This window comes from Dermacoccus sp. 147Ba (assembly GCF_004151355.1).
Lineage (GTDB): Bacteria > Actinomycetota > Actinomycetes > Actinomycetales > Dermatophilaceae > Dermacoccus > Dermacoccus abyssi.
Genome location: NZ_SEHL01000003.1, coordinates 189409 through 208677, shown reverse-complemented (window position 1 = coordinate 208677; position 19269 = coordinate 189409). Strand labels below are relative to the sequence as shown.

The following is a 19269-nucleotide window of genomic DNA, read 5'->3' as shown; positions in this document are numbered from 1 at the left end:
GCCGATACCAGCACACCGACTTCCTCCCGAACGAAGGAGAAACCGATGAACACGTCGTTCCTCGCGGCCGACAATCTGCCCGACGAGTACGCCGACCTGCAGAAGATGGTGCGCGACTTCAGCCAGAAGGTCGTTGCGCCCGTCTCCGCCGAGCACGACAAGAACCACACGTTCCCGTACGAGGTCGTCAAGGGCATGGCCGAGATGGGCCTGTTCGGGCTGCCGTTCCCCGAGGAGTACGGCGGCATGGACGGCGACTACTTCGCCCTGTGCCTCGCCCTCGAGGAGCTCGCGAAGGTCGACCAGAGCGTCGCCATCACGCTCGAGGCCGGCGTCGGCCTGGGCGCCATGCCGATCTTCCGTTTCGGCAACGAGGAGCAGAAGAGCGAGTGGCTGCCGCAGCTCGCCTCGGGTGAGGCCCTCGGTGGCTTCGGTCTGACGGAGGCCGGTGCCGGTTCCGATGCGTCGGGCACGAAGACGACGGCCCGCGAGGACGGCGACGAGTGGGTCATCAACGGCTCGAAGCAGTTCATCACCAACTCCGGCACGGACATCACGAAGCTCGTCACGGTCACCGCCGTCACGGGTGAGTCGCAGACGAGCGACGGCCGCACGAAGAAGGAGATCTCGACGATCATCGTCCCGACCTCCGCGCCGGGCTTCACCGCCGAACCGGCCTACGACAAGGTGGGCTGGAACGCCTCCGACACGCACCCCCTCAGCTTCGACGACGTGCGCGTGCCCAAGGCCAACCTCCTCGGTGAGCGCGGCCGTGGCTACGCCAACTTCCTGCGCATCCTCGACGAGGGCCGCATCGCCATCGCGGCACTCGCCGTCGGTGCCGCGCAGGGCTGCGTCGACGAGTCGGTGAAGTACGCGAAGGAGCGTCAGGCGTTCGGGCAGAACATCGGCGCCTATCAGGCCATCCAGTTCAAGATCGCCCGCATGGAGGCCCGCGCCCACGCCGCGCGTTCGGCCTACTACAACGCGGCAGCGCTCATGCTGGCCGGCAAGCCGTTCAAGAAGGCCGCGTCCGTCGCGAAGATGGTGGCCTCCGAGGCCGCCATGGACAACGCCCGCGACGCCACGCAGGTGCACGGCGGCTACGGCTTCATGAACGAGTACACGGTCTCGCGCCACTACCGCGACTCGAAGATCCTCGAGATCGGCGAGGGCACCACCGAGGTGCAGCTCATGCTCATCGCCCGGGAACTGGGACTCTGAATCACTCGTGAGGATCGGAGCGCAGCGCAGCGAGCACCGGACCGGAACGAGTGACCGAAGAGTCCCCACAAAAATGCTGACTCTGAATCACTCCCGAGGATCCGAGCGCAGCGCAGCGAGCACCGGACCGGAACGAGTGACCGAAGAGTCCCAAGAAAATGTTCCTGAACACGCCACACGCACGAGTGAGGACACTCCCATGACCCCCATCCCCGAGACGCCGGACGACGTCACGCAGGGCAAGACCGTCGAGCAGCGCGGCCTGTGGTTCGAGGAGTACGAGGTGGGTACGACCTACCTGCACCGCCCCGGACGCACGGCGACCGAAGCCGACAACACTCTGTTCACGACGCTGACGATGAACACGCAGGCCCTGCACCTCGACGCCGCCTACGGCGCCGAGACGGAGTTCGGCGAGCGCCTCGTCAACTCGATGTGGACGCTGTCGACGCTCGTCGGCCTCAGCGTCGCGCAGCTGACGATGGGCACCATCGTCGCGAATCTCGGCTTCAGCGAGATCTCGTTCCCGGCGCCGATGAAGGCCGGTGACACGCTCTACGCGGAGACGACCGTCGAGGACAAGCGCGAGTCGAAATCGCGCCCAGGCCAGGGCATCGTCACGCTGCGTCACACCGGGCGCAACCAGCACGGCGACGTCGTCGCGGTGGCGGTGCGTCAGACGCTCGTGAAGTGCGCACCGGCTTCCTGAACCAGCCGACCTCATGATCTGCACCTGGTGACGGTTGGGGTAAGTGGTGACGTCTGACCGTCACCACTTACCCCAACCGTCACCGTCTTCGACCCGGAGGAACCGATGGACACTGCAACCTCGTGGACGATGCCCGGCCCCGGCTGGCTCTTCTGCCCCGCCGACCGCCCTGAGCGTTACGCGAAGGCCGCGGCAGCCGCGGACGTCGTCATCCTCGACCTCGAGGACGCGGTGAGCCCGGACGCCAAGGCGGGCGCGCGTCAGTCGGTCGTCGACGACCCGCAGGACGTCGAGCGCACGCTCGTGCGCGTCAACGCGGCCACCACGGACGAGTTCGCCGACGACCTCGCCGCGCTCGAGAAGACGCCTTACCGGCGCGTCATGCTCGCGAAGACGGAGACGCGCGCCGACGTCGACAAGCTCGACGGGTACGAGGTCATCGCCCTCGTCGAGTCGCCGCTCGGCGCGGTGAACGCCTCCCAGATCGCAGCGGCCGAGAACGTCGTCGGCTTCATGTGGGGTTCGGAAGACCTCACCGCAGGGCTCGGCGGGCGCCGTAGCCGCCTCGCCGACGGCAGCTATCACCCGATCGTGACGCAGGTGCGCGGCAGCGTCCTGCTCGCCGCCAAGGCCCACGGCTGCTTCGCCCTCGACTCGGTCTTCATGGACATCGGCGATCTCGACGCCCTCGCCGCGGAGACCGACGACGGGGTGAACATCGGCTTCGACGCGAAGGTCGCCATCCATCCCAAGCAGGTCGCGGTCATCCGCGACGCCTACGCGCCCACCGACGAGCAGGTCGCCTGGGCCGAGGGCCTCCTCGCAGCCGCCGAGGGCGAGCGCGGCGTCTTCACGTACGAGGGTCAGATGGTCGACGGGCCGGTGTTCAAGCAGGCCCAGCAGATCCTGCGGCGCGCGGAGAACTGACGCCGTCCAATCACTCACATCGGAAGCCCCGACGTCGCCCCACCGGTGACGCCGGGGCTTCGTCGCATCCTGCGTCCACATCGAGGAGATGCAGCGCAACGACAAGAGCCCCTTGCTCTACCACTCCGGCACGATGCACGACTGGAACGAAGCAGCCCTCACCTACGAGATCTGACGCTCCACCGAAACCAGAAGGACCACCATGACCGACACCCTCGAGCGCCCGGGCGACAGCGCCTCGGACGCCCGGAACAGCGACGAGCACGTGCCTGCGCACCGCTCGTCCGGCACGAGCCCGACGCCCGCAGCGCGGCCCGTCTCCGAGTTCTCGACCATCCCCGAGATGGTCGACCGCGTCGCCGCAGGCGCCCTGGAGAAGGCGAGCCACCCGCTGTCGCACTTCGTGCGCTCCCTCGTCGGCGGCGTCTTCGTCGCCTTCGGCGTCCTGCTCTCCCTGACGGTGGCAACCGGCGTGTCGACACCCGGCCTCAAATCCCTCGTCATGGGCCTGGCCTTCGGGATGTCGTTCGTCCTCATCCTCGTCTCGGGCGTCTCGCTCATCACCGCCGACATGGCCGCCGGCCTCATCCTCCTGCTGCGCCGCCAGATCGGCGTGGGCGCGTACGGCCGATTCCTCGGCCTCGGGCTAGTGGGAAACCTGCTCGGCACACTCTTCTTCGTGACGGTGGCTGCCCTCGCCGGCGGGCCCTATCTCGCGAAGCCGTTCACCGAGCAGGCGCTCAAGGTCGGCGTCGCGAAGAGCGGTGAGGGCACGTTCTCGGCCATCCTGCTCGCCGTCCTGTGCACCTGGTTCCTGCAGACCGCCATGTTCATGTTCTTCAAGGCACGCAATGAAGGCACCCGGATGGCGTTCGCGTTCTACGGCCCGTTCGCCTTCGTCGTCGGCGGCACGCAGCACGTCATCGCGAACATCGGCTTCATCGGCTTCCCGTGGCTGCTCCACGCGTTCCACCCCGACGCCGCGCCCGCCACGCCCATCACGTGGGACTTCGGCGATCACGGCATGCTGCGTAACCTCGCGACGACGACGCTCGGCAACTTCATCGGCGGCGCCCTGCTCGTAGCGCTCCCGTTCTACATCGTCTCGCGGCTCATGCAGCGCGAGCGCTGAGTTCCGAGCGAACGTGAAGGAGGCAGGCACCTGGCTGGGGTGCCTGCCTCCTTCACGTTGTCGGACCTGAGCCGACATCGATCAGCTCTCCAGCGGATCCGCCACGTCGCGTGCGGCGATGACCGAGCGGCCGAGGAAGAACAGTGCGATCGCGGCAGCCACGAGTGCCGCGACGCCGGCGCCGATGAAGACGGTGTGCACCTGGACGACGCCGGCGTCGCGCACCGTCTGGGCGTTGGGCCGGTCGACCTTCTGCATCTCCGTAGAGAAGCGGTGGAGACCGACGGCCGTGAGCAGCGCGAGTCCGACGACCATGCCCATCATGCGGCCGACGACGACGAGCGCGGACGTCACGCCGTGCGCGCTCTCCGGGGCGTCGGCGAACGCCGCGTCGTTGACGGGGGCGATGGCGAGACCGATGCCGAAGCCCGCGACGAGGAGCACGAGCGTCGAGATGACGAGATCGGAGAGGGCTCCGCTGCGCCACCCCGACATGGCGAGGATGGCCCCGCCCGCGAGCACGAGCCCGGGAGCCGCGACGAACGCCGGGCCGATGCGGCGCAGCAGGAGACCGCCGACGAGCGCACCGATCGGCACGGCGACGAGGAAGCGCAGCAGGACGAGGGCTGCCGTCGTCTGCGAGTTCGTCATCGTGAGGCGCGCGAGCACCGGGATCTCGACGACGACCGCCACGAGGGCCGTCCCGACGAGGAACGACACGAGCAGCGCCGCAGGCACACGTCCGGTGAGCACGCCGCGCTCGATGAGCGGCTGCTTCGCCGTCAGGTGCCGCACGACGTAGCCGACGAGCAACACCCCGGCGACCGGCAGCAGCCAGACACCCGAGTCGCTCATGGCCTGCTTCGAGGAGTCGGCGGTGGCGAACGTCCACACGACACACGCCAGCGCGCCGGTGAGCAGGGCCGCACCGAACACGTCGACCGCCCGAAGGCGCGGCCACCACACCGGAGCCGTGAGCACGACGAAGCCGGCGAGCAGGCCGAGACCCCAGAACCCGATCGGCGTGATGAGGCGGGACGTGTAGCCCTCGTACGGCACGAACGGCGGGCCGTAAGTGACGTTGGACGTCAGCTTCTCCGGCGCCCACAGCGCCAAGATGACGACGGCCGTGCCGAGCGCTCCGGCGATCCAGCCGACGCGTGCGACCCACCTCGAGCGAGCGCCGAGATGCAGCGGTTCACCGGTCGGCGCGCCCCGGCCGAGCACGGCGATGACGACGGCCAGGACGACCGCCGCGCCGGCGTTGAGCCAGAAGATGGCACGCCAGGACCAGAACGCGAGGACGGCTGCTCCGAGCAGCGGGCCGATGACGGCACCGATCTCCTGCACGGCCGAGACCATGCCGAGGGCGACGCCGCGGCGTTCGCGCGGCAGGAGATCGGCCACCAGGGCGAGCGTGGCGGGCACGAGGCCGCCACCGCCGATGCCCTGAATGACACGGCCTCCGACGATGACCGGGAGGTCCACGGCGAGCGCCGTCACGACGCTGCCGAGGCCGAAGAGCACGAGGCACCACAGGAGCACGCGCTGGCGTGACACGAGGTCGGACAGCCGCCCGATGAGGGGAAGCACCGCGATGTAGCCGAGCAGGAAGCCCGAGACGATCGGCGCGGCACGCTGCAGCTGGTCGATACCGAGCCCGACGCCCGACATCATCTCCTCGAGCGCGAGGACGACGACGTAGGTGTCGGCAGCCGTCAACAGGACGGCGAGCGCTGCTGTGGCGAGCAGCGCCTTCGATCGGGGCGTCGGCTCGCTCACCGCGGGCGTCACGGTGGCGTCGGTGCTCATGCGGGCTTGGAGATCGTCGCCTTCTGCCCGAACTTCGACATCTCGAGGTTGTACGTGGCGTCGGAGGAGTCGAAGAACGAACCGTTGATCGACATCGAACGCATCTCGTTCTTGTCGTTGAGACCGACCTCGACCGTGTAGTCCTTACGCGTGCGCCCGAAGCCCATGGCCTTCGTGGCGGTGGGTCCGTCGACCGTGCCCTTGAACAGGGTCACCTTCTCGCCGCCGACGAGCTTCTCGCCCGTCTTCTTCATGTCCTTGCTCAGCACCGGCAGTGCCGGGAGGCCCTTCGAGGCGTTGAACAGCGACGACGGCAGCGGCACACCCATGTCGTCGAGGTTGACGGCGATGTACTTCGACGAGAAGCCGGGCTTGACCCAGCTCTCCTTCTCGATGCTGATGACCTCGGCCTTGACGTCGCTGCCGCCGGTGTTCGCGGTGACCGTGCCCTTGAACGACTGCGGCGAGTTGACGACGTCACCCTCACCGGACTTCAGGGACGACTCCTGGTCCGGCGTCCCCGAGGAGGTGAGCTTGACGTGGTAACCCGCCGTCTTCGCCATGACGTCCTGCGCGGCCTTGAGGCGCGTGCTGGCGTCGCTGTCGTCCGACGTGTCGGACTTCTTCGTCGACGAGCACCCGGCCAGGGCGAGCGTGGCGAAAGCTCCGGCGAGCGCGATGCGGCGGGAGGGCAACTGTGCGGTCATGCGGTCAACCTATCCATCGGGGGCGCGCGAGCGCCCCATTTGTGCGCATTGGCGTTTCCCGATTGAGACGCTCGCCGGAGCCTTCCCGGTTCCGCCCACCTGACGGCGGCAGCGTGTGTTTGGGTGTGTTCATGGCCCGCATCGACTGGAACACCCGCGAAGTGACTGCTCCCGACGGCGCCCGACTTGCCGTCTTCGTCCACGAACCGGCCGGTCTCGCCCCGGACGCGACGACGATCGTCATGGCGCACGGGTGGACCCTGGATCACCGCTCCTGGGAGCCCGTCGCCGAGCGGCTCGCCGCCGAGGGCGGGCGTCGCATCGTGGCGTGGGATCAGCGCGGACACGGCGGCTCAAGCGTCGCCGGTGGCGCACGACGTGGCGGGGAGGCGAGCGTCCACGCGCTCGGGGACGACCTCGCCCTCGTCATCGAGAAGGCCGTTCCGGCGGGCTCACCGATCATCCTGGCGGGCCACTCGATGGGCGGTATGACGATCATGGCGTTCGCGGGCATGCACCCCGACGTTGTGCGCGAGCGCGTCACGTCCGTCGTCCTCGTGGCGACGTCCGCCGGGCAGCTGCGCGGCCTGCGCATCCCCGGCGAAGCACTCGCCATGCGGGCCCTGAGCCACATCCCGTGGCGCCCGGGCGTTTTCGCGACGACGCGTTCGCAGCGCATCGCGTTCGGCCAGGAGGCCCGCAAGGAGGACGTCATCGCCGCGCGCGCCCAGATGCGCGGCACCCGCCTGTCGACGACGGGCAGCTACTACAAGGCCCTCATGGCCCACGACGAACTCGCGGCCCTTGAGTCACTCAAGGACACCCCGGTGACGATTCTCGTCGGCACGCGCGACATGCTCACCCCGCCGCGGCACGCCAAGGCGCTCGCCGAGGCACTGCCGGACGCCGACGCTCAGTTCCTCGAGGGCAAGGGGCACATGCTCACCTACGAGGCGCCCGACGAGGTGGCCGCCGCCATCCTCCGATCCTGAGCGGCCACCGGGGCACCGGTCCCGCGTTTCCCAGGCAACTTCTCGGGGCGGCTTGCCGTCAGGCGAGCCCTGCCTGACGCTCCAGCCCCGCGAGGATGAGGTCGAGGCCGGCGACGAACTGCTCGAAGTCGTCGTGGTCGCGGAAGATCGGCGCCATCGAGTGTGCGAAGGGAAACACCTCGGGGTCGCGCTGCATCCACGTGTCGGCCCACTCGCCGAGATAGCGCTCGCGCATCTCGTCGGGGTTCTCCCCCGGCTCGGGTTCGGGTGCCTGCTCGATCGCCATCTGCGCGCCCATGCCGACGACGTAGTTGACGACGGCCGAAACGGCCTGGAAGCGGTGCCGATCCGTGAGGTCGAGGCGCAACAGGTGTTGGCCGATGCCCTCCCAGAACACGAGTGAGTTCTCCTACAGCTCCATGTCGTGCATGAAGTGCGCCGCCGTCCACGGGCGCGCCTGGCGGAACGCTTGGCGACATGTTCGGTTGCCGCCGCAGCCTCCTCCTCGGCCTCAGCGCCTTTGGCGCCGTCAGCCTCGGCGTCCTCTTCATCGACGCGGCGTGGCAGCTCGCCGCCATCCGCGCCCTGCTCGGCATGGCGGCCGCCTTCATGGCCCCCGCCACGATGTCACTCACCTTCCGCCTCTTCGACGACGACAAGCTGCGCGGCAAGGCGATCGGCCTCATCGTCACCGTCGCGATGATCGGCTTCGCCATCGGCCCGGTGCTCTCGGGCCTCGCCGTCGAACACAAGAGCTGGCACGTCCTGCTCCTGCTCAACGCGCCCGCCGCCCTCATCGCCGTGCTCGGTGTTGCCTGGGGCATCCCGGCCGACGAGAAGAGCGAACTTCGCACCGGCAGCCTCGACACCGTCGGCGCCTTCTTCTCCATCACGACGCTCGCCGTCGGCCTCTACTCCTTCACCCGCGGCGTACAGAACGGCTGGGCCTCGACGACGACGCTCACTTGCTTCGCCGTCGCCATCGCCGCCGGCATCGGCTTCTACCTTGGTGAGCGCAGCGCCGCCAATCCGATGGTCGACCTCAACCTGCTCGCTCGCCCCACCGTCCGCGGCAGCGCCCTCATCCAGACCGCCGTCATGCTCGCCATGGTCGGCACGATGTACGGCACCTCGCAGCAGTTCCAGTTCGCCTGGGGTTGGAGCCCGGTCGAGGCCGGTTTCGCCAACCTGCCGTTCGTCTTCGCGATGCTCGCCGCGTCGCCCTTGGCCGACAAGCTCATCGCGACGATCGGTCAGCGCAAGACGTCGGTCTTCGGCGGCTCGATGGCCGTGCTCGGCCTCGTCGTCATGACGTTCGCCGTCGCGCAGAACTTCATCGCCATCGCGGCAGCCACGATGATCCTCGTCGTCGGCGTCCGCTGCACCATGAGCAGCGCCGCCCTCGCCCTCATGGGCGACCTGCCCGACGACCAGACGTCCTTCGGTGCCGCGCTCAACGACACCGTGCAGGAGCTCGGTAACTCGGTCGGCGTCGCCATCATCGGCACCGTCATGGCCATCATCGTCGGCATCAACCTTCCCGGTGGCCAGTGGCCGCAGGCGCTCGTCGACAACTTCATCCACGACGAGCAGGTCAGCTTCGCCATCATGGCCGTCGTCGTCGCCGGCTTCGTGGCCCTGGGCGCCCGCTCCCTCACGGACTCGAAGGCCACCGACGAGCACTGAGCCACGACCCCCTCACGATGTTGAGCGGTGAGCGCGACACCGATGCCGCGCTCACCGCTCAACATCGTCATGGGGTGGGGCGGTTTCGGCACGGGGCGCCGGGCCTCGGTCGTAGCGTGAGCCTATGTCGAACCACGACCCTGCCCAGGCGATGACGGACGACGACGCGGTGGCCGCTTTCCGTGCCGCGTTGCGCCACCCGACCGTCGCCGGAAGCGCCTACGACGCCGCGGTGTTCAGCGCGTTTCACGAGACGCTGCGCTCGTCATTCCCCTTGCTGTTCGCCGCGGCGGAGTCGGTCGAGGTGCCGGGCGACGCTCTGCTTCTGCGCGTCGGCGGAACCACCGACGCCGATCCGCTCGTCCTCATGGCTCACCAGGACGTCGTCCCGATCGAACCGAGCGACACGTGGACCCACCCGCCCTTCGACGCCCATGACGACGGGGAGTTCCTCTGGGGCCGGGGAACACTCGACGACAAGGGTTCCCTCGTCGCCATCTGCGTGGCGATCGAGCGGTTGCTCGGCCGCGGGGTCACGCCCCGTCGCGACGTCTGGCTCTCCTTCGGCGCCGACGAGGAAGTCATGGGTCATCACGCCGCGGCCGCCGTCGAGGCATTGCGGGCGCGCGGCGTCACGCCGTTCCTCGTGCTCGACGAGGGCGGCGCCGTGGCCTCCGAGGTCTTCCCCGGCGTGACGAAGCCCGTCGCGATGATCGGCGTCGCCGAGAAGGGCACGGCCGATCTCCGGCTCGTCGCACACGGCGACGGCGGGCACGCCTCGACCCCGAAGACGGGCGGCGCCACGGCGAAACTGGCCCGCGCCATCTCGGCACTCGACGCCAACCCCGCCCCCGCGCGGCTGACGCCGACCGCCGTCGCGATGTTCGATGCGGTCGCCGAGGTGGCGGCCCGCCCGCTCTCCCTCGTCCTGGGCCGGATCGGGTCGGCGAGCGGCCTCTTCGCCCGGGTTCTCACGCGCCTCGGCCCCGAAACCGCCGCCATCGTCCGCACGACGCGTGCCGTCACGATGCTCGAAGGCTCCAAGGCCCAGAACGTCATCGCGACCACCGCGACAGCCGGCGTCAACATGCGCATCAGCGTCGGCGAGAGCCTCGACGAAGCGGTGGGCGCCGTCGAGCGGGCCGTCAGGCCCCACGCACAGGTCGAGCTCATCGGCGGCAGCGGGCCGACGCAGGTGGCGCCCGTCGATCACCCCGCGTTCGAGACGCTGCGCCGCGTGACACGCGAGGTGCTGGCCGACGCCCACGTCGCTCCCTACGTCATGAACCAGGCCACGGACGCCCGTCACTTCCACGCCGTGTGGCCGCACGTCTATCGCTTCACCCCGTTCCATATGTCGAAAGCGCAGCGCGAGAGTCTGCACAACGTCGACGAGCGCATCACGCGGGCCTCGTGGCTCGAGGGCGTGCGCTGGTACGAGCGTCTCGTCGAGGAGGCCTGATTCCCGTGGAGCTGAGCACGCGATCGGGCGGCGACGTCGTTCCGAAGATCGCCGCCGTCGTCGGCTTCCTCGTCGTGGTGGAACTGACGTCCGGCGTCATCCAGGGCTACTTCACGCCGCTCTACACCGATATCGCGCGGCATCTGGGCATCCACGACGCCGATGTGAACTGGTTCGAGGCGGCGCAGTTGCTCGTCTCCGCGGTCACGGTGCCGGTGTTGGCGCGCCTCGGCGACATCGTCGGGCACAAACGCGTGCTCCTGCTCTCCAGTGCGATCACGGCGTGCGCCGCATGGGGCGTCGCCTTCGCGCCGAACTTCTGGCTCTTCCTCATCGCCTGGGCGCTCATGGGGCCGTACGTCGTGTGGCTGCCGCTCGAGATCGCGCTCGTTCACCGGCGCACGAAGGGCGATAGCTCGCGCACCCGGACGGCTGCTGCCGTGCTCGTCCTCGCGCTCGAGGTCGGCGTCATCGCAGGAGCGCTGACGTCAGGCGCCCTCCAACCGGTGATCGGCATGACGGGTCTGCTCGCCATCCCGGCAGTCGCGATCACGGCGTGCTTCGTCGTCATCTGGTTCGGGGTGCCCGAGACGCCCCCGACGGGCTCGCACCGCCTCGACCTGCCGGGTGCCGCGCTGCTGTGCGGGTTGTTGCTCGCCGTCATGGCCGGGCTGATGCTCGTGCGCTTCGTCGGGCCGGGAAGCCCGTGGCCGTGGTTGGCCCTCGTCGTCGGAGCCGGCCTTGTCGTGCCGTTCGTGCGCCACGAGATGCGCCACCCCGACCCGGTCATCGACGTACGCCTCCTGCGTGAGCGCCGTCAGTTGTCGGTGCAGCTGGCCACCGGCCTGTTCGGCTTCAGCGTGCTCGGCGCCCAAATCCCGCTGTCGACGTTCGCCCGCACCGACCCGGACGTCACGGGCTACGGCCTCGGCGCCAGCGCGGGTGGGGTCTCGATGCTCATCGGCGGCTACGTGCTGTCCATGGGGCTCGGTGCCGTGACGGCGCCCGCGCTCGCGAAGCGGCTCGGCGAGTTCGGCGCGTTGGCGGTGGCCGCGTGCCTCGTGGCGCTCGGGTACGGGCTCAACGTCGTCAGTCACGGTTCGGTCGTCGGCCTGCTCGTCAACATGATGATCGCCGGAATCGGAAGCGGCGCCCTCGTGGCGGCGCTCCCGGTGGCCGCCGCCGGTGCGGCACCGGCGTCGCACACGGGCCAGATGACGGGGCTGACGAACATGGCGAAGACGGTGGGCGGCGCGATCGCGTCCAGCATCTTCGCCCTGTGCCTGGCCTCGGCCGGGCAGACGGAGGACGTGGGCGACCACGCGCCGCTGGGCGGCTACCTCGCCGTCTGGGCGATCTGCTCGGCCACGGCCGTCGGCGCGGCCCTCCTGCTGTGGCGCGCCCGCCGAGTGAGCGGTGGCCCCGAACCCCAGTGATGCAGAAAGTGACGGTTGTGCACGAAATATCGTGCACAACCTCCACTTTTCGCGGTCAACCAGGCGTCAGCCTCAGCGGGCGTCGCTGCGGGGAACGATGATCATCGGCACCGGCAGAGCGGCGAGCATGCGCGTGGCCGACGTGCCGAGGAACGTCGTGCGCCCGCGCGCCAGGCGCGAGGAGCCGACCATGAGGGCGGTGCGCTCGTCCCAGTCCATCTTCTTGACGGCGTGCTTGAGCGAGCGGCCCTTGCCGACGCGCGTCGTGACGTCGGCGCGCGCACCGATGCGCTTCGCCGCATTAGCGAGCACGCGCTCGGCCTCGTCGAAACCGTCGACGTGCAGCTGCTTGTCGTCCTTGAGCGAGACGAGCGAGACGAGGTCGAGCGGCAGGCCGACGCGGGCAACACCCTCGGCTGCCTCGAGCACGATCTCCTGCGCGCCCGGGCGCGGGCCGATGGCCGCCGACAGCGACGCGAGGGTGTCGAACTTCGACTTGCGGTAGTTACGCGGCGCCATCGCCACCGGAACGGGGCTCGCGTGGAGCAGACCCCCGACGATGGGGTTCGTCGCCACGGCCTGACCGGGGCCGGAACCGGCACCGATGACGATCATGGCCGAGCCGAGCTGCTCGGCGGTGCGCAGGATGCCCTGCGTGATCGACGTGTCGTGCGCGACGTGCGTCTCGACGTTGACGTCCTTGTCGACCGACTTCGCGGCCTTCTTCAGCCAGCCGCGGGCCTCCTTCTCCACCCCCTTCTCGAAGCTCGTGTCGCCGATGGCCAGCGTCGCCGTGTGCGTGGGGTGGTGCACGACGTAGACGATGTCGAGTGTGGCGTCGAAGGTGCGCGCCAGCACGGAGCCCAGCTTGAGGGCGTCCTGGGAGCGCTTGTCGCCACCCCAGGCGACGAGGTAGCGGGAGCCGCCCGCGGGCACTGCCGAGTCGTTGTTTCCCATGAGTCGAACTTACCGCCAATCGGGTGGGATTGGTCCCCTCCCAAGGGTGCTCCCCTGAACGAGAAACCGTGGCCGACACGAAGAGAGGCGGCGGCTCCCAGGGGAACCGCCGCCTCTCGTGAGGGAACGTGTCAGCTCACGGCACCGGGCACGACCTTGAGGCCCGTGACCGGAGCCTCCATACCCGCCGGCGCCTCGACACCCTCGGGCATCTTCAGCGCCTCGCCGCGCTCGACGTCTATGACGACGTTCTGCCCGTCGAGCACCTCGCCGCCGAGCAGCGCGCGCGCAAGGCGGTCGCCGATCTCCTTCTGCACGAGTCGGCGCAGCGGACGTGCGCCGTAGGCCGGGTCGTAACCCGTCGCGGCCAGCCACTCGCGCGCGGCCGGCGTCACGTCGAGCGTGATGCGGCGGTCGGCGAGGCGGCGGCTGAGCGACGCCACCTGCAGTTCGACGATGTGCGAGAGCTCGTCCTGCGTCAGCGGATCGAAGATGACGACCTCGTCGAGACGGTTGAGGAACTCGGGCTTGAACTGCCCGCGCACCGCACCCATGACGGCGTCACGCTTCGCGTCCGGGCTCATCGTCGGGTCGACGAGGTACTGGCTGCCCAGGTTCGAGGTCATGACGAGGATGACGTTGCGGAAGTCGACCGTGCGGCCCTGACCGTCCGTGAGGCGTCCGTCGTCGAGCACCTGCAGCAGGATGTCGAAGGTCTCGGGGTGAGCCTTCTCCACCTCGTCGAGCAGCACGACCGAGTACGGGCGACGACGCACGGCCTCGGTGAGCTGACCGCCCTCTTCGTACCCGACGTATCCGGGCGGCGAGCCGATGAGGCGAGCCACCGCGTGACGCTCCGAGTACTCCGACATGTCGATGCGCACCATGGCGCGCTCGTCGTCGAAGAGGAAGTCGGCGAGCGACTTCGCGAGTTCCGTCTTACCCACACCCGTCGGGCCGAGGAAGAGGAACGAACCGGTCGGACGATCGGGGTCGGCGATGCCGGAGCGCGAACGGCGCACGGCGTCGGACACAGCCTCCACGGCATCACGCTGGCCGATGAGACGCTCACCGAGGAAGTCCTCCATGCGCAGGAGCTTCTCGGTCTCGCCCTCGAGCAGGCGGCCTGCGGGGATGCCGGTCCATGCTGCGATGACCTCGGCGATGTCGTCGGCTCCGACCTCCTCGGAGACCATCGGCGCCTCACCACCGGCCGTCGAGCTGGTGGCCTCGGCCGCCTGGGCCTCCTCGAGCTGCTTCTCGAGCGTCGGGATGTCGCCGTAGAGCAGCTTCGACGCCGACGCGTAGTCGCCCTCGCGCTGCAGCCGCTCGGCCTGCGTGCGCAGGTCGTCGATCTGAGCCTTGAGGTCACCCACCTTGTTGAGGCCGGCCTTCTCCGCCTCCCAGCGCGCCGTCAGCGCGGCGAGTTGCTCCTCGGTGTCGGCGAGGTCGGCCCGCAGCTTCTTGAGCCGGTCGACGGACGCCGGGTCGGTCTCGTTCTCGAGGTGCAGCTCCTCCATCTTGAGACGGTCGACGCTACGGCGCAGCTGGTCGATCTCGACCGGCGAGGAGTCGATCTCCATGCGCATGCGCGATGCGGCCTCGTCGATGAGGTCGATGGCCTTGTCGGGCAGCTGACGGCTCGTGATGTAGCGGTCACTCAGCGACGCCGCGGCGACGAGCGCCTGGTCCGCGATGGCCACCTTGTGGTGCGCCTCGTAGCGCTCCTTGAGCCCGCGCAGGATGGCGATCGTGTCCTCGACGCTCGGCTCACCGACGAACACCTGCTGGAAGCGACGCTCGAGCGCCGGGTCCTTCTCGATGTTCTCGCGGTACTCGTCGAGCGTCGTCGCGCCGACGAGGCGCAGTTCGCCGCGCGCGAGCATCGGCTTGAGCATGTTGCCCGCGTCCATCGACGAGTCGCCGCCGGCGCCCGCGCCGACGACCGTGTGGATCTCGTCGATGAAGGTGACGATCTCGCCGTCGGAGCTCTTGATCTCCTCGAGAACGGCCTTGAGGCGCTCCTCGAACTCGCCGCGGTACTTGGCTCCGGCGACCATGGCGCCGAGGTCGAGCGAAATGAGGCGCTTGTCGCGCAAGCTCTCCGGCACGTCACCGGCGACGATGCGCTGCGCGAGGCCCTCGACGACGGCCGTCTTGCCGACGCCGGGCTCACCGATGAGCACCGGGTTGTTCTTCGTTCGGCGGCTGAGCACCTGCACGACGCGACGGATCTCGCTGTCGCGGCCGATAACCGGGTCGAGCTTGCCCTCGCGGGCGACGGCGGTGAGGTCGGTACCGAACTTCTCGAGCGCCTCGAAGGTGCCCTCCGGGTCGGCGTTCGTCACCTTGCGCCCGCCACGTGTGCCCGGGATCGCAGCCTCGATGCCCTCGGCGTCGAGCGACGAGAAACGGCCGGTGCGCGCGAGCGCGAGAAGGATGTGGTCGGTGGAGGTGAACGAGTCACCCATCGACGACATGATCGTGCGCGCCTGCTCGAGGATGTTGAGCAGTTCGCGGCTCATGCCCGGCTGTCCGACGCTGGCGCCGCTCGAGCTGGGGTACGTGGCGAGCACGCGGTCGGCCTCCGCCGTGACGGCGGCCGGGCTCGATGCCGAGGCCTCGAGCAGGGGACGCGTCGTCGTGTCGGTCTGCTCGACGAGCGCCTTGAGCATGTGGGCAGGCTCGATCGACGGGTTGCCCGCCGTCTGCGCTGCGGTGACGGCGCCGGAGAGGGCCTCCTGCGCCTTCGTGGTTAGTTGAAGATCCATTGGCTGACTCCTTGCCCTTGAAACGTGTGCGATGCGTGCTGCTTTCACCGTGTCACTGGGAACAGTTCTACTGGGTGCAACACTGCTTGTCATCGTCAACGACAGGAAAGTTGAGCCTATTCCACTCAAGGCTGCCGCCAGTGCGGCGTTTCTCCACCAACGACACGGTCACCGACGTCGCTGCCGGTTCGCTGCTGCGAGATGCGGACCTCGACGAGCCAGGGAGGCGACGCCTGATCGGAGCCCGCGAGCCCCCGCAACCATCCTCGCGGCTCGCGCCGGACGATTGACGCGATTTCGGGTTGTCACACCCCGGTGAGACTCTGAACTGTGCGCAGTCTCGGCAAGATCCTCTCCTCCACACGCGTGTTGTGGCCCTCCTACGTCGCCATCCTCTTCACCTCGGTGCTCATCACCGCAACGGCGTTGCTCATGCCGTTCATCATCTCGGGTGCCACCGACGAGGTCGTCGATGTCGTCAAGGCGGGTGGGCACACCGACGGGCATGTGAAGACGATCGTGTGGTTCGCCGTCGCGCTACTCGTCGCTGACCTCGCGAACACGTTCATCAGCAACATCGGCGGGTACATCGGTGACGTCGCCGCGGTACGCATGCGCCGCATCCTGTCGACGCGTTACTTCGAGAAGCTGCTCACGCTGCCGCAGAGCTACTTCGACCGTGAACTGACCGGCACGATCATCAACCGGTTGTCGCGCAACATCTCCGAGACGACGCAGTTCCTCAACATGTTCGCGAACAACTTCCTGCCGATGTTGCTCACGACGTTCGCGGTACTCATCATCTCGGCGGTCTACTCGTGGCCACTCGCGCTCTTGCTGCTCATCGTCTTCCCGGTCTACATGTACCTGACGACGCTCACGAGCAAGAAGTGGCAGGTGCTCGAGCAACAGAAGAACGAGCAGTTCGACATCGCCGGCGGCCGCTTCGCGGAGGTCGTCGGGCAGATCCGCGTCGTCAAGAGCTTCGGCCAGGAAAAGCGCGAGCTCACGTCGTTCGACGACCGGTACGCCAGCACCGTCGCGACCACGCGCGTGCAGTCGCGCTACTGGCACCTCATGGACGCCGCCCGCCGCGGCTCGCTCAACGTCATCTTCTTCGGCGTGTACGCCATCGTGTTCGTACAGACCGTGCGCGGCGTCTTCACCATCGGCGACATGGTGCTGCTCATCCAGCTCGTCAACATGGCCCGCCAGCCCGTCATGATGATGAGTTACCTCGTCGACTCGGGGCAGCGCGCCGTCGCGGGCAGCCGCGACTACTTCAAGGTGCTCGACGAAATGCCCGAGCGTGACATCGCCGCCCTCGCTGCCGACGATGCGCCGGCGTCGCGGGCGAGCAGCGCGACGGCTCGTGGGAGCGACGACGGCCGCGACGACACCGTGATCGAGTTCGACGACGCGACCTTCGGCTACGACGACAATCGCGCGGTGCTCGAGCACATCGACCTCTCCATTCGACACGGTGAGCGCATCGCGTTCGTCGGCGAGTCGGGCGGCGGCAAGACGACGCTCATCAGCCTGCTGCTCGGCCTCTACCGCCTGCGCGAGGGCCGCCTCAGCGTCTTCGGTCGCGACGTCGACGAGACGCCGCTCGCGCAGCTGCGCTCGGACTTCGGCGTGGTCTTCCAGGACAGCTCGCTGTTCAGCGGAACCATCCGGGAGAACATCGCGTACGGGCGGCCCGACGCGAGCGAGGAAGAGATCGTCGACGCCGCGAAGCGCGCCAACGCCGACATCTTCATCCGCCGTTTCGACGACGGCTACGACACGACGATCGGCGAACGCGGCCTCAAGCTCTCGGGTGGGCAGAAGCAGCGCATCGCCGTGGCGCGAGCCATGCTCAAGGACGCCCCGATCCTCATTCTCGACGAGGCGACGAGCGCGCTCGACACGAAGTCGGAGCGCCTCGTGCAGGCCGGTCTCGACGAGCTGATGGAGGGGCGCACGTCGCTCATCATCGCCCACCGCCTCTCGACGATCAGCACGGTCGACCGCATCGTCACGCTGCGTGACGGGCGCATCGACGAGGTCGGGCCCCCTGAGGAACTCGCCGTCTCCGGCGGCATCTATGCGGAGCTTTTGGCCCTCCAGGCCTCGGGGCGCAAGACCGACAAGAAGCGCCTCAAGGAATACGACATCGCGGGCTGACAAGAACGGAGCCGGCGTGGGCACCGCAGCGGAGCGAGGATGTCCGCGCTGGCTCCGGGCGCAGGCAACCGCGTCATGTGATCGCGGGCTGACAAGAACGGAGCCTGCGTGGGCACCGCAGCGGAGCGAGGATGTCCGCGCTGGCTCCGGGCGCAGGCAACCGCGTCATGTGATCGCGGGCTGACAAGAACGGCTTGGGTGGTGGGACCGGAGCGAAGCGAGGATTCCGCCACCCAAGCCGGGCGCAGACGATCGCGTCAGGAGACCGTGCCGGTGAGGTGCTCGACGGCGAGACGGCCCAGCGCATTCGCGGCCAGCGGGCTGTCCCCCGTGAGCAGCTTGCGGTCTGCGTGAACGGCACCGGTCATGTCGTCGTTGACGAGCGTGATGCCTTGACCGCGCAACGCTTCACCGAGCGCCCAGGTGAGCTTGCCCGGCAGGTAGCCGATCTCGACGTTGGCGCCCTCGTCGAGAGAGTCGGGGAACACCGCGATCGAGTAGCCGTCGAACGGTGAGGAGCCGTTCTCGCCGGCCGCGAGCAGCGCAGCCGGACCGTGGCAGAGGGTGATGACGTAGCGGTCGACGTCCAATGCCCAGCGCAGCACCGCGCCGACGTTCTCGTCATCCTGAAGCGAAATCATCGCACCGTGACCGCCCGGAATGAAGATGGCCGCGTACTCGCTGTCGGCGCCCAGCTCGTTCTTGACGACGTCCGCGAGGTTCTTCGGGTTGCGGATCTTGGGCAACAGGGTCTCGAACGCGTCCTTGACGGCGTCGTCCTCCTTGGGGAACGCCCAGTACTCGAACTTGCCCATGAGCCCGGACGGCGTCGCGATCTCGATCTCGTACCCCGCCTCGCTCAGGTGCATGAGGGGTACGAGCGTCTCGATCGGGTGGTTGCCGGTGCTGAACAGCGCCTCTCCCTCGACGGGCAGGTAACGTTCATCGACCATGACGGCGAGGATCTTCTTCGGCCCCTCGGTCACGGTGCGCTTCTCACCGCCGTCGAAATCGCTCTTCGCCGGGACGTACTGGCCCAGGGAGTACACCGAGGGGAAGTACGCGCCGTGCTCGGCCTCGTCGGCCTGGGGCTTTTTGGACTCGGACATGGTGTGACCTCCAGATCAGGTTGAATCCTGCTCAGGCTCAACGCCTCTCGCGCTGAACTATTCCAGCAGTACCTCGGCGCATGATGCCCTGTTCGTGCTGGGTGCGATGCTTCCCGTCGAGGGCGCGCCGCTCACGTGCGACCACGTTCCCGCCGTGCGGGGCGACGGACGACGAG

Annotated in this window: 14 protein-coding genes and 1 pseudogene; 9 read left to right on the top strand and 6 right to left on the bottom strand. The window is 68.6% G+C overall.

The annotated features are described in order from the left end of the window. Window positions 1-45: 45 nt before the first annotated feature. From EVU97_RS05425 to EVU97_RS05410, 4 genes are all read left to right on the top strand, one after another. On the top strand, window positions 46-1224 hold the full coding sequence (locus EVU97_RS05425; protein ID WP_129664149.1) for an acyl-CoA dehydrogenase family protein: 1179 nt from the start codon (window positions 46-48) through the stop codon (window positions 1222-1224). Window positions 1225-1423: 199 nt separating this feature from the next. Continuing rightward, window positions 1424-1933, top strand: a complete 510-nt coding sequence (locus tag EVU97_RS05420) for a MaoC family dehydratase (protein WP_047310477.1) — start codon at window positions 1424-1426, stop codon at window positions 1931-1933. Window positions 1934-2038: 105 nt separating this feature from the next. Further along, window positions 2039-2860 carry a CoA ester lyase gene (locus EVU97_RS05415; protein ID WP_129664147.1) on the top strand — a complete coding sequence of 274 codons (822 nt, stop codon included), beginning with the start codon at window positions 2039-2041 and terminating at the stop codon, window positions 2858-2860. 202 nt (window positions 2861-3062) lie between these two features. Then, entirely contained in the window at window positions 3063-3992 is a 930-nt protein-coding gene (locus EVU97_RS05410) for a formate/nitrite transporter family protein (RefSeq protein ID WP_129664145.1), read from the top strand. 81 nt (window positions 3993-4073) lie between these two features. Here EVU97_RS05410 and EVU97_RS05405 read toward each other — a convergent pair whose 3' ends face one another. After that, entirely contained in the window at window positions 4074-5804 is a 1731-nt protein-coding gene (locus tag EVU97_RS05405; RefSeq protein ID WP_129664143.1) for an MFS transporter, read from the bottom strand. Beyond that, window positions 5801-6511: an LppX_LprAFG lipoprotein gene (locus EVU97_RS05400; protein ID WP_129664141.1), complete on the bottom strand. Its 711-nt coding sequence runs from the start codon at window positions 6509-6511 to the stop codon at window positions 5801-5803. Before EVU97_RS05400 ends, EVU97_RS05405 begins: the two co-directional genes overlap by 4 nt. A 131-nt stretch (window positions 6512-6642) precedes the next feature. On the opposite strand from EVU97_RS05400, the gene EVU97_RS05395 reads away from it, so the two are divergent. After that, the gene (locus tag EVU97_RS05395) at window positions 6643-7503 is read left to right on the top strand and encodes an alpha/beta fold hydrolase (RefSeq protein ID WP_129664139.1); all 861 of its coding nucleotides are present in this window, start codon (window positions 6643-6645) and stop codon (window positions 7501-7503) included. A 58-nt stretch (window positions 7504-7561) separates the two neighbouring features. Here EVU97_RS05395 and EVU97_RS05390 read toward each other — a convergent pair whose 3' ends face one another. After that, window positions 7562-7900, bottom strand: coding sequence for a TetR/AcrR family transcriptional regulator C-terminal domain-containing protein (locus EVU97_RS05390; protein WP_129664137.1), 339 nt, complete (start codon window positions 7898-7900; stop codon window positions 7562-7564). A 68-nt stretch (window positions 7901-7968) separates the two neighbouring features. Here EVU97_RS05390 and EVU97_RS05385 point away from each other — a divergent pair. The 3 genes and pseudogenes from EVU97_RS05385 to EVU97_RS05375 form a co-directional block, all read left to right on the top strand. Further along, a pseudogene (locus tag EVU97_RS05385) lies at window positions 7969-9189 on the top strand (MFS transporter); the annotation flags it as partial. A gap of 124 nt (window positions 9190-9313) precedes the next feature. Beyond that, entirely contained in the window at window positions 9314-10651 is a 1338-nt protein-coding gene (locus tag EVU97_RS05380; RefSeq protein ID WP_225911051.1) for a M20/M25/M40 family metallo-hydrolase, read from the top strand. A 5-nt stretch (window positions 10652-10656) separates the two neighbouring features. Next, window positions 10657-12087: an MFS transporter gene (locus tag EVU97_RS05375; protein ID WP_129664133.1), complete on the top strand. Its 1431-nt coding sequence runs from the start codon at window positions 10657-10659 to the stop codon at window positions 12085-12087. A gap of 72 nt (window positions 12088-12159) precedes the next feature. Here the strand turns inward: EVU97_RS05375 and EVU97_RS05370 are convergent, their stop codons facing one another. Next, window positions 12160-13044: a universal stress protein gene (locus EVU97_RS05370; RefSeq protein ID WP_047310481.1), complete on the bottom strand. Its 885-nt coding sequence runs from the start codon at window positions 13042-13044 to the stop codon at window positions 12160-12162. Between the two features lie 131 nt (window positions 13045-13175). Continuing rightward, window positions 13176-15815, bottom strand: coding sequence for an ATP-dependent chaperone ClpB (clpB, locus tag EVU97_RS05365; protein ID WP_047310482.1), 2640 nt, complete (start codon window positions 15813-15815; stop codon window positions 13176-13178). Window positions 15816-16145: 330 nt separating this feature from the next. Between clpB and EVU97_RS05360 the strand changes: the two genes are divergently transcribed. After that, window positions 16146-17984: an ABC transporter ATP-binding protein gene (locus tag EVU97_RS05360; protein WP_129664131.1), complete on the top strand. Its 1839-nt coding sequence runs from the start codon at window positions 16146-16148 to the stop codon at window positions 17982-17984. Window positions 17985-18241: 257 nt separating this feature from the next. On the opposite strand, the gene hchA is transcribed toward EVU97_RS05360, so the two are convergent. Beyond that, window positions 18242-19093: a glyoxalase III HchA gene (gene hchA, locus EVU97_RS05355; RefSeq protein WP_129664129.1), complete on the bottom strand. Its 852-nt coding sequence runs from the start codon at window positions 19091-19093 to the stop codon at window positions 18242-18244. Between the last annotated feature and the right edge of the window lie 176 nt (window positions 19094-19269).

Bases quoted from the DNA above. Each gene is read 5' to 3' on its own strand.
- EVU97_RS05425 (WP_129664149.1), top strand. From the start codon at position 46: ATGAACACGTCGTTCCTCGCGGCCGACAATCTGCCCGACGAGTACGCC.
- EVU97_RS05420 (WP_047310477.1), top strand. From the start codon at position 1,424: ATGACCCCCATCCCCGAGACGCCGGACGACGTCACGCAGGGCAAGACC.
- EVU97_RS05415 (WP_129664147.1), top strand. From the start codon at position 2,039: ATGGACACTGCAACCTCGTGGACGATGCCCGGCCCCGGCTGGCTCTTC.
- EVU97_RS05410 (WP_129664145.1), top strand. From the start codon at position 3,063: ATGACCGACACCCTCGAGCGCCCGGGCGACAGCGCCTCGGACGCCCGG.
- EVU97_RS05405 (WP_129664143.1), bottom strand. From the start codon at position 5,804: ATGAGCACCGACGCCACCGTGACGCCCGCGGTGAGCGAGCCGACGCCC.
- EVU97_RS05400 (WP_129664141.1), bottom strand. From the start codon at position 6,511: ATGACCGCACAGTTGCCCTCCCGCCGCATCGCGCTCGCCGGAGCTTTC.
- EVU97_RS05395 (WP_129664139.1), top strand. From the start codon at position 6,643: ATGGCCCGCATCGACTGGAACACCCGCGAAGTGACTGCTCCCGACGGC.
- EVU97_RS05380 (WP_225911051.1), top strand. From the start codon at position 9,314: ATGTCGAACCACGACCCTGCCCAGGCGATGACGGACGACGACGCGGTG.
- EVU97_RS05370 (WP_047310481.1), bottom strand. From the start codon at position 13,044: ATGGGAAACAACGACTCGGCAGTGCCCGCGGGCGGCTCCCGCTACCTC.
- clpB (WP_047310482.1), bottom strand. From the start codon at position 15,815: ATGGATCTTCAACTAACCACGAAGGCGCAGGAGGCCCTCTCCGGCGCC.
- hchA (WP_129664129.1), bottom strand. From the start codon at position 19,093: ATGTCCGAGTCCAAAAAGCCCCAGGCCGACGAGGCCGAGCACGGCGCG.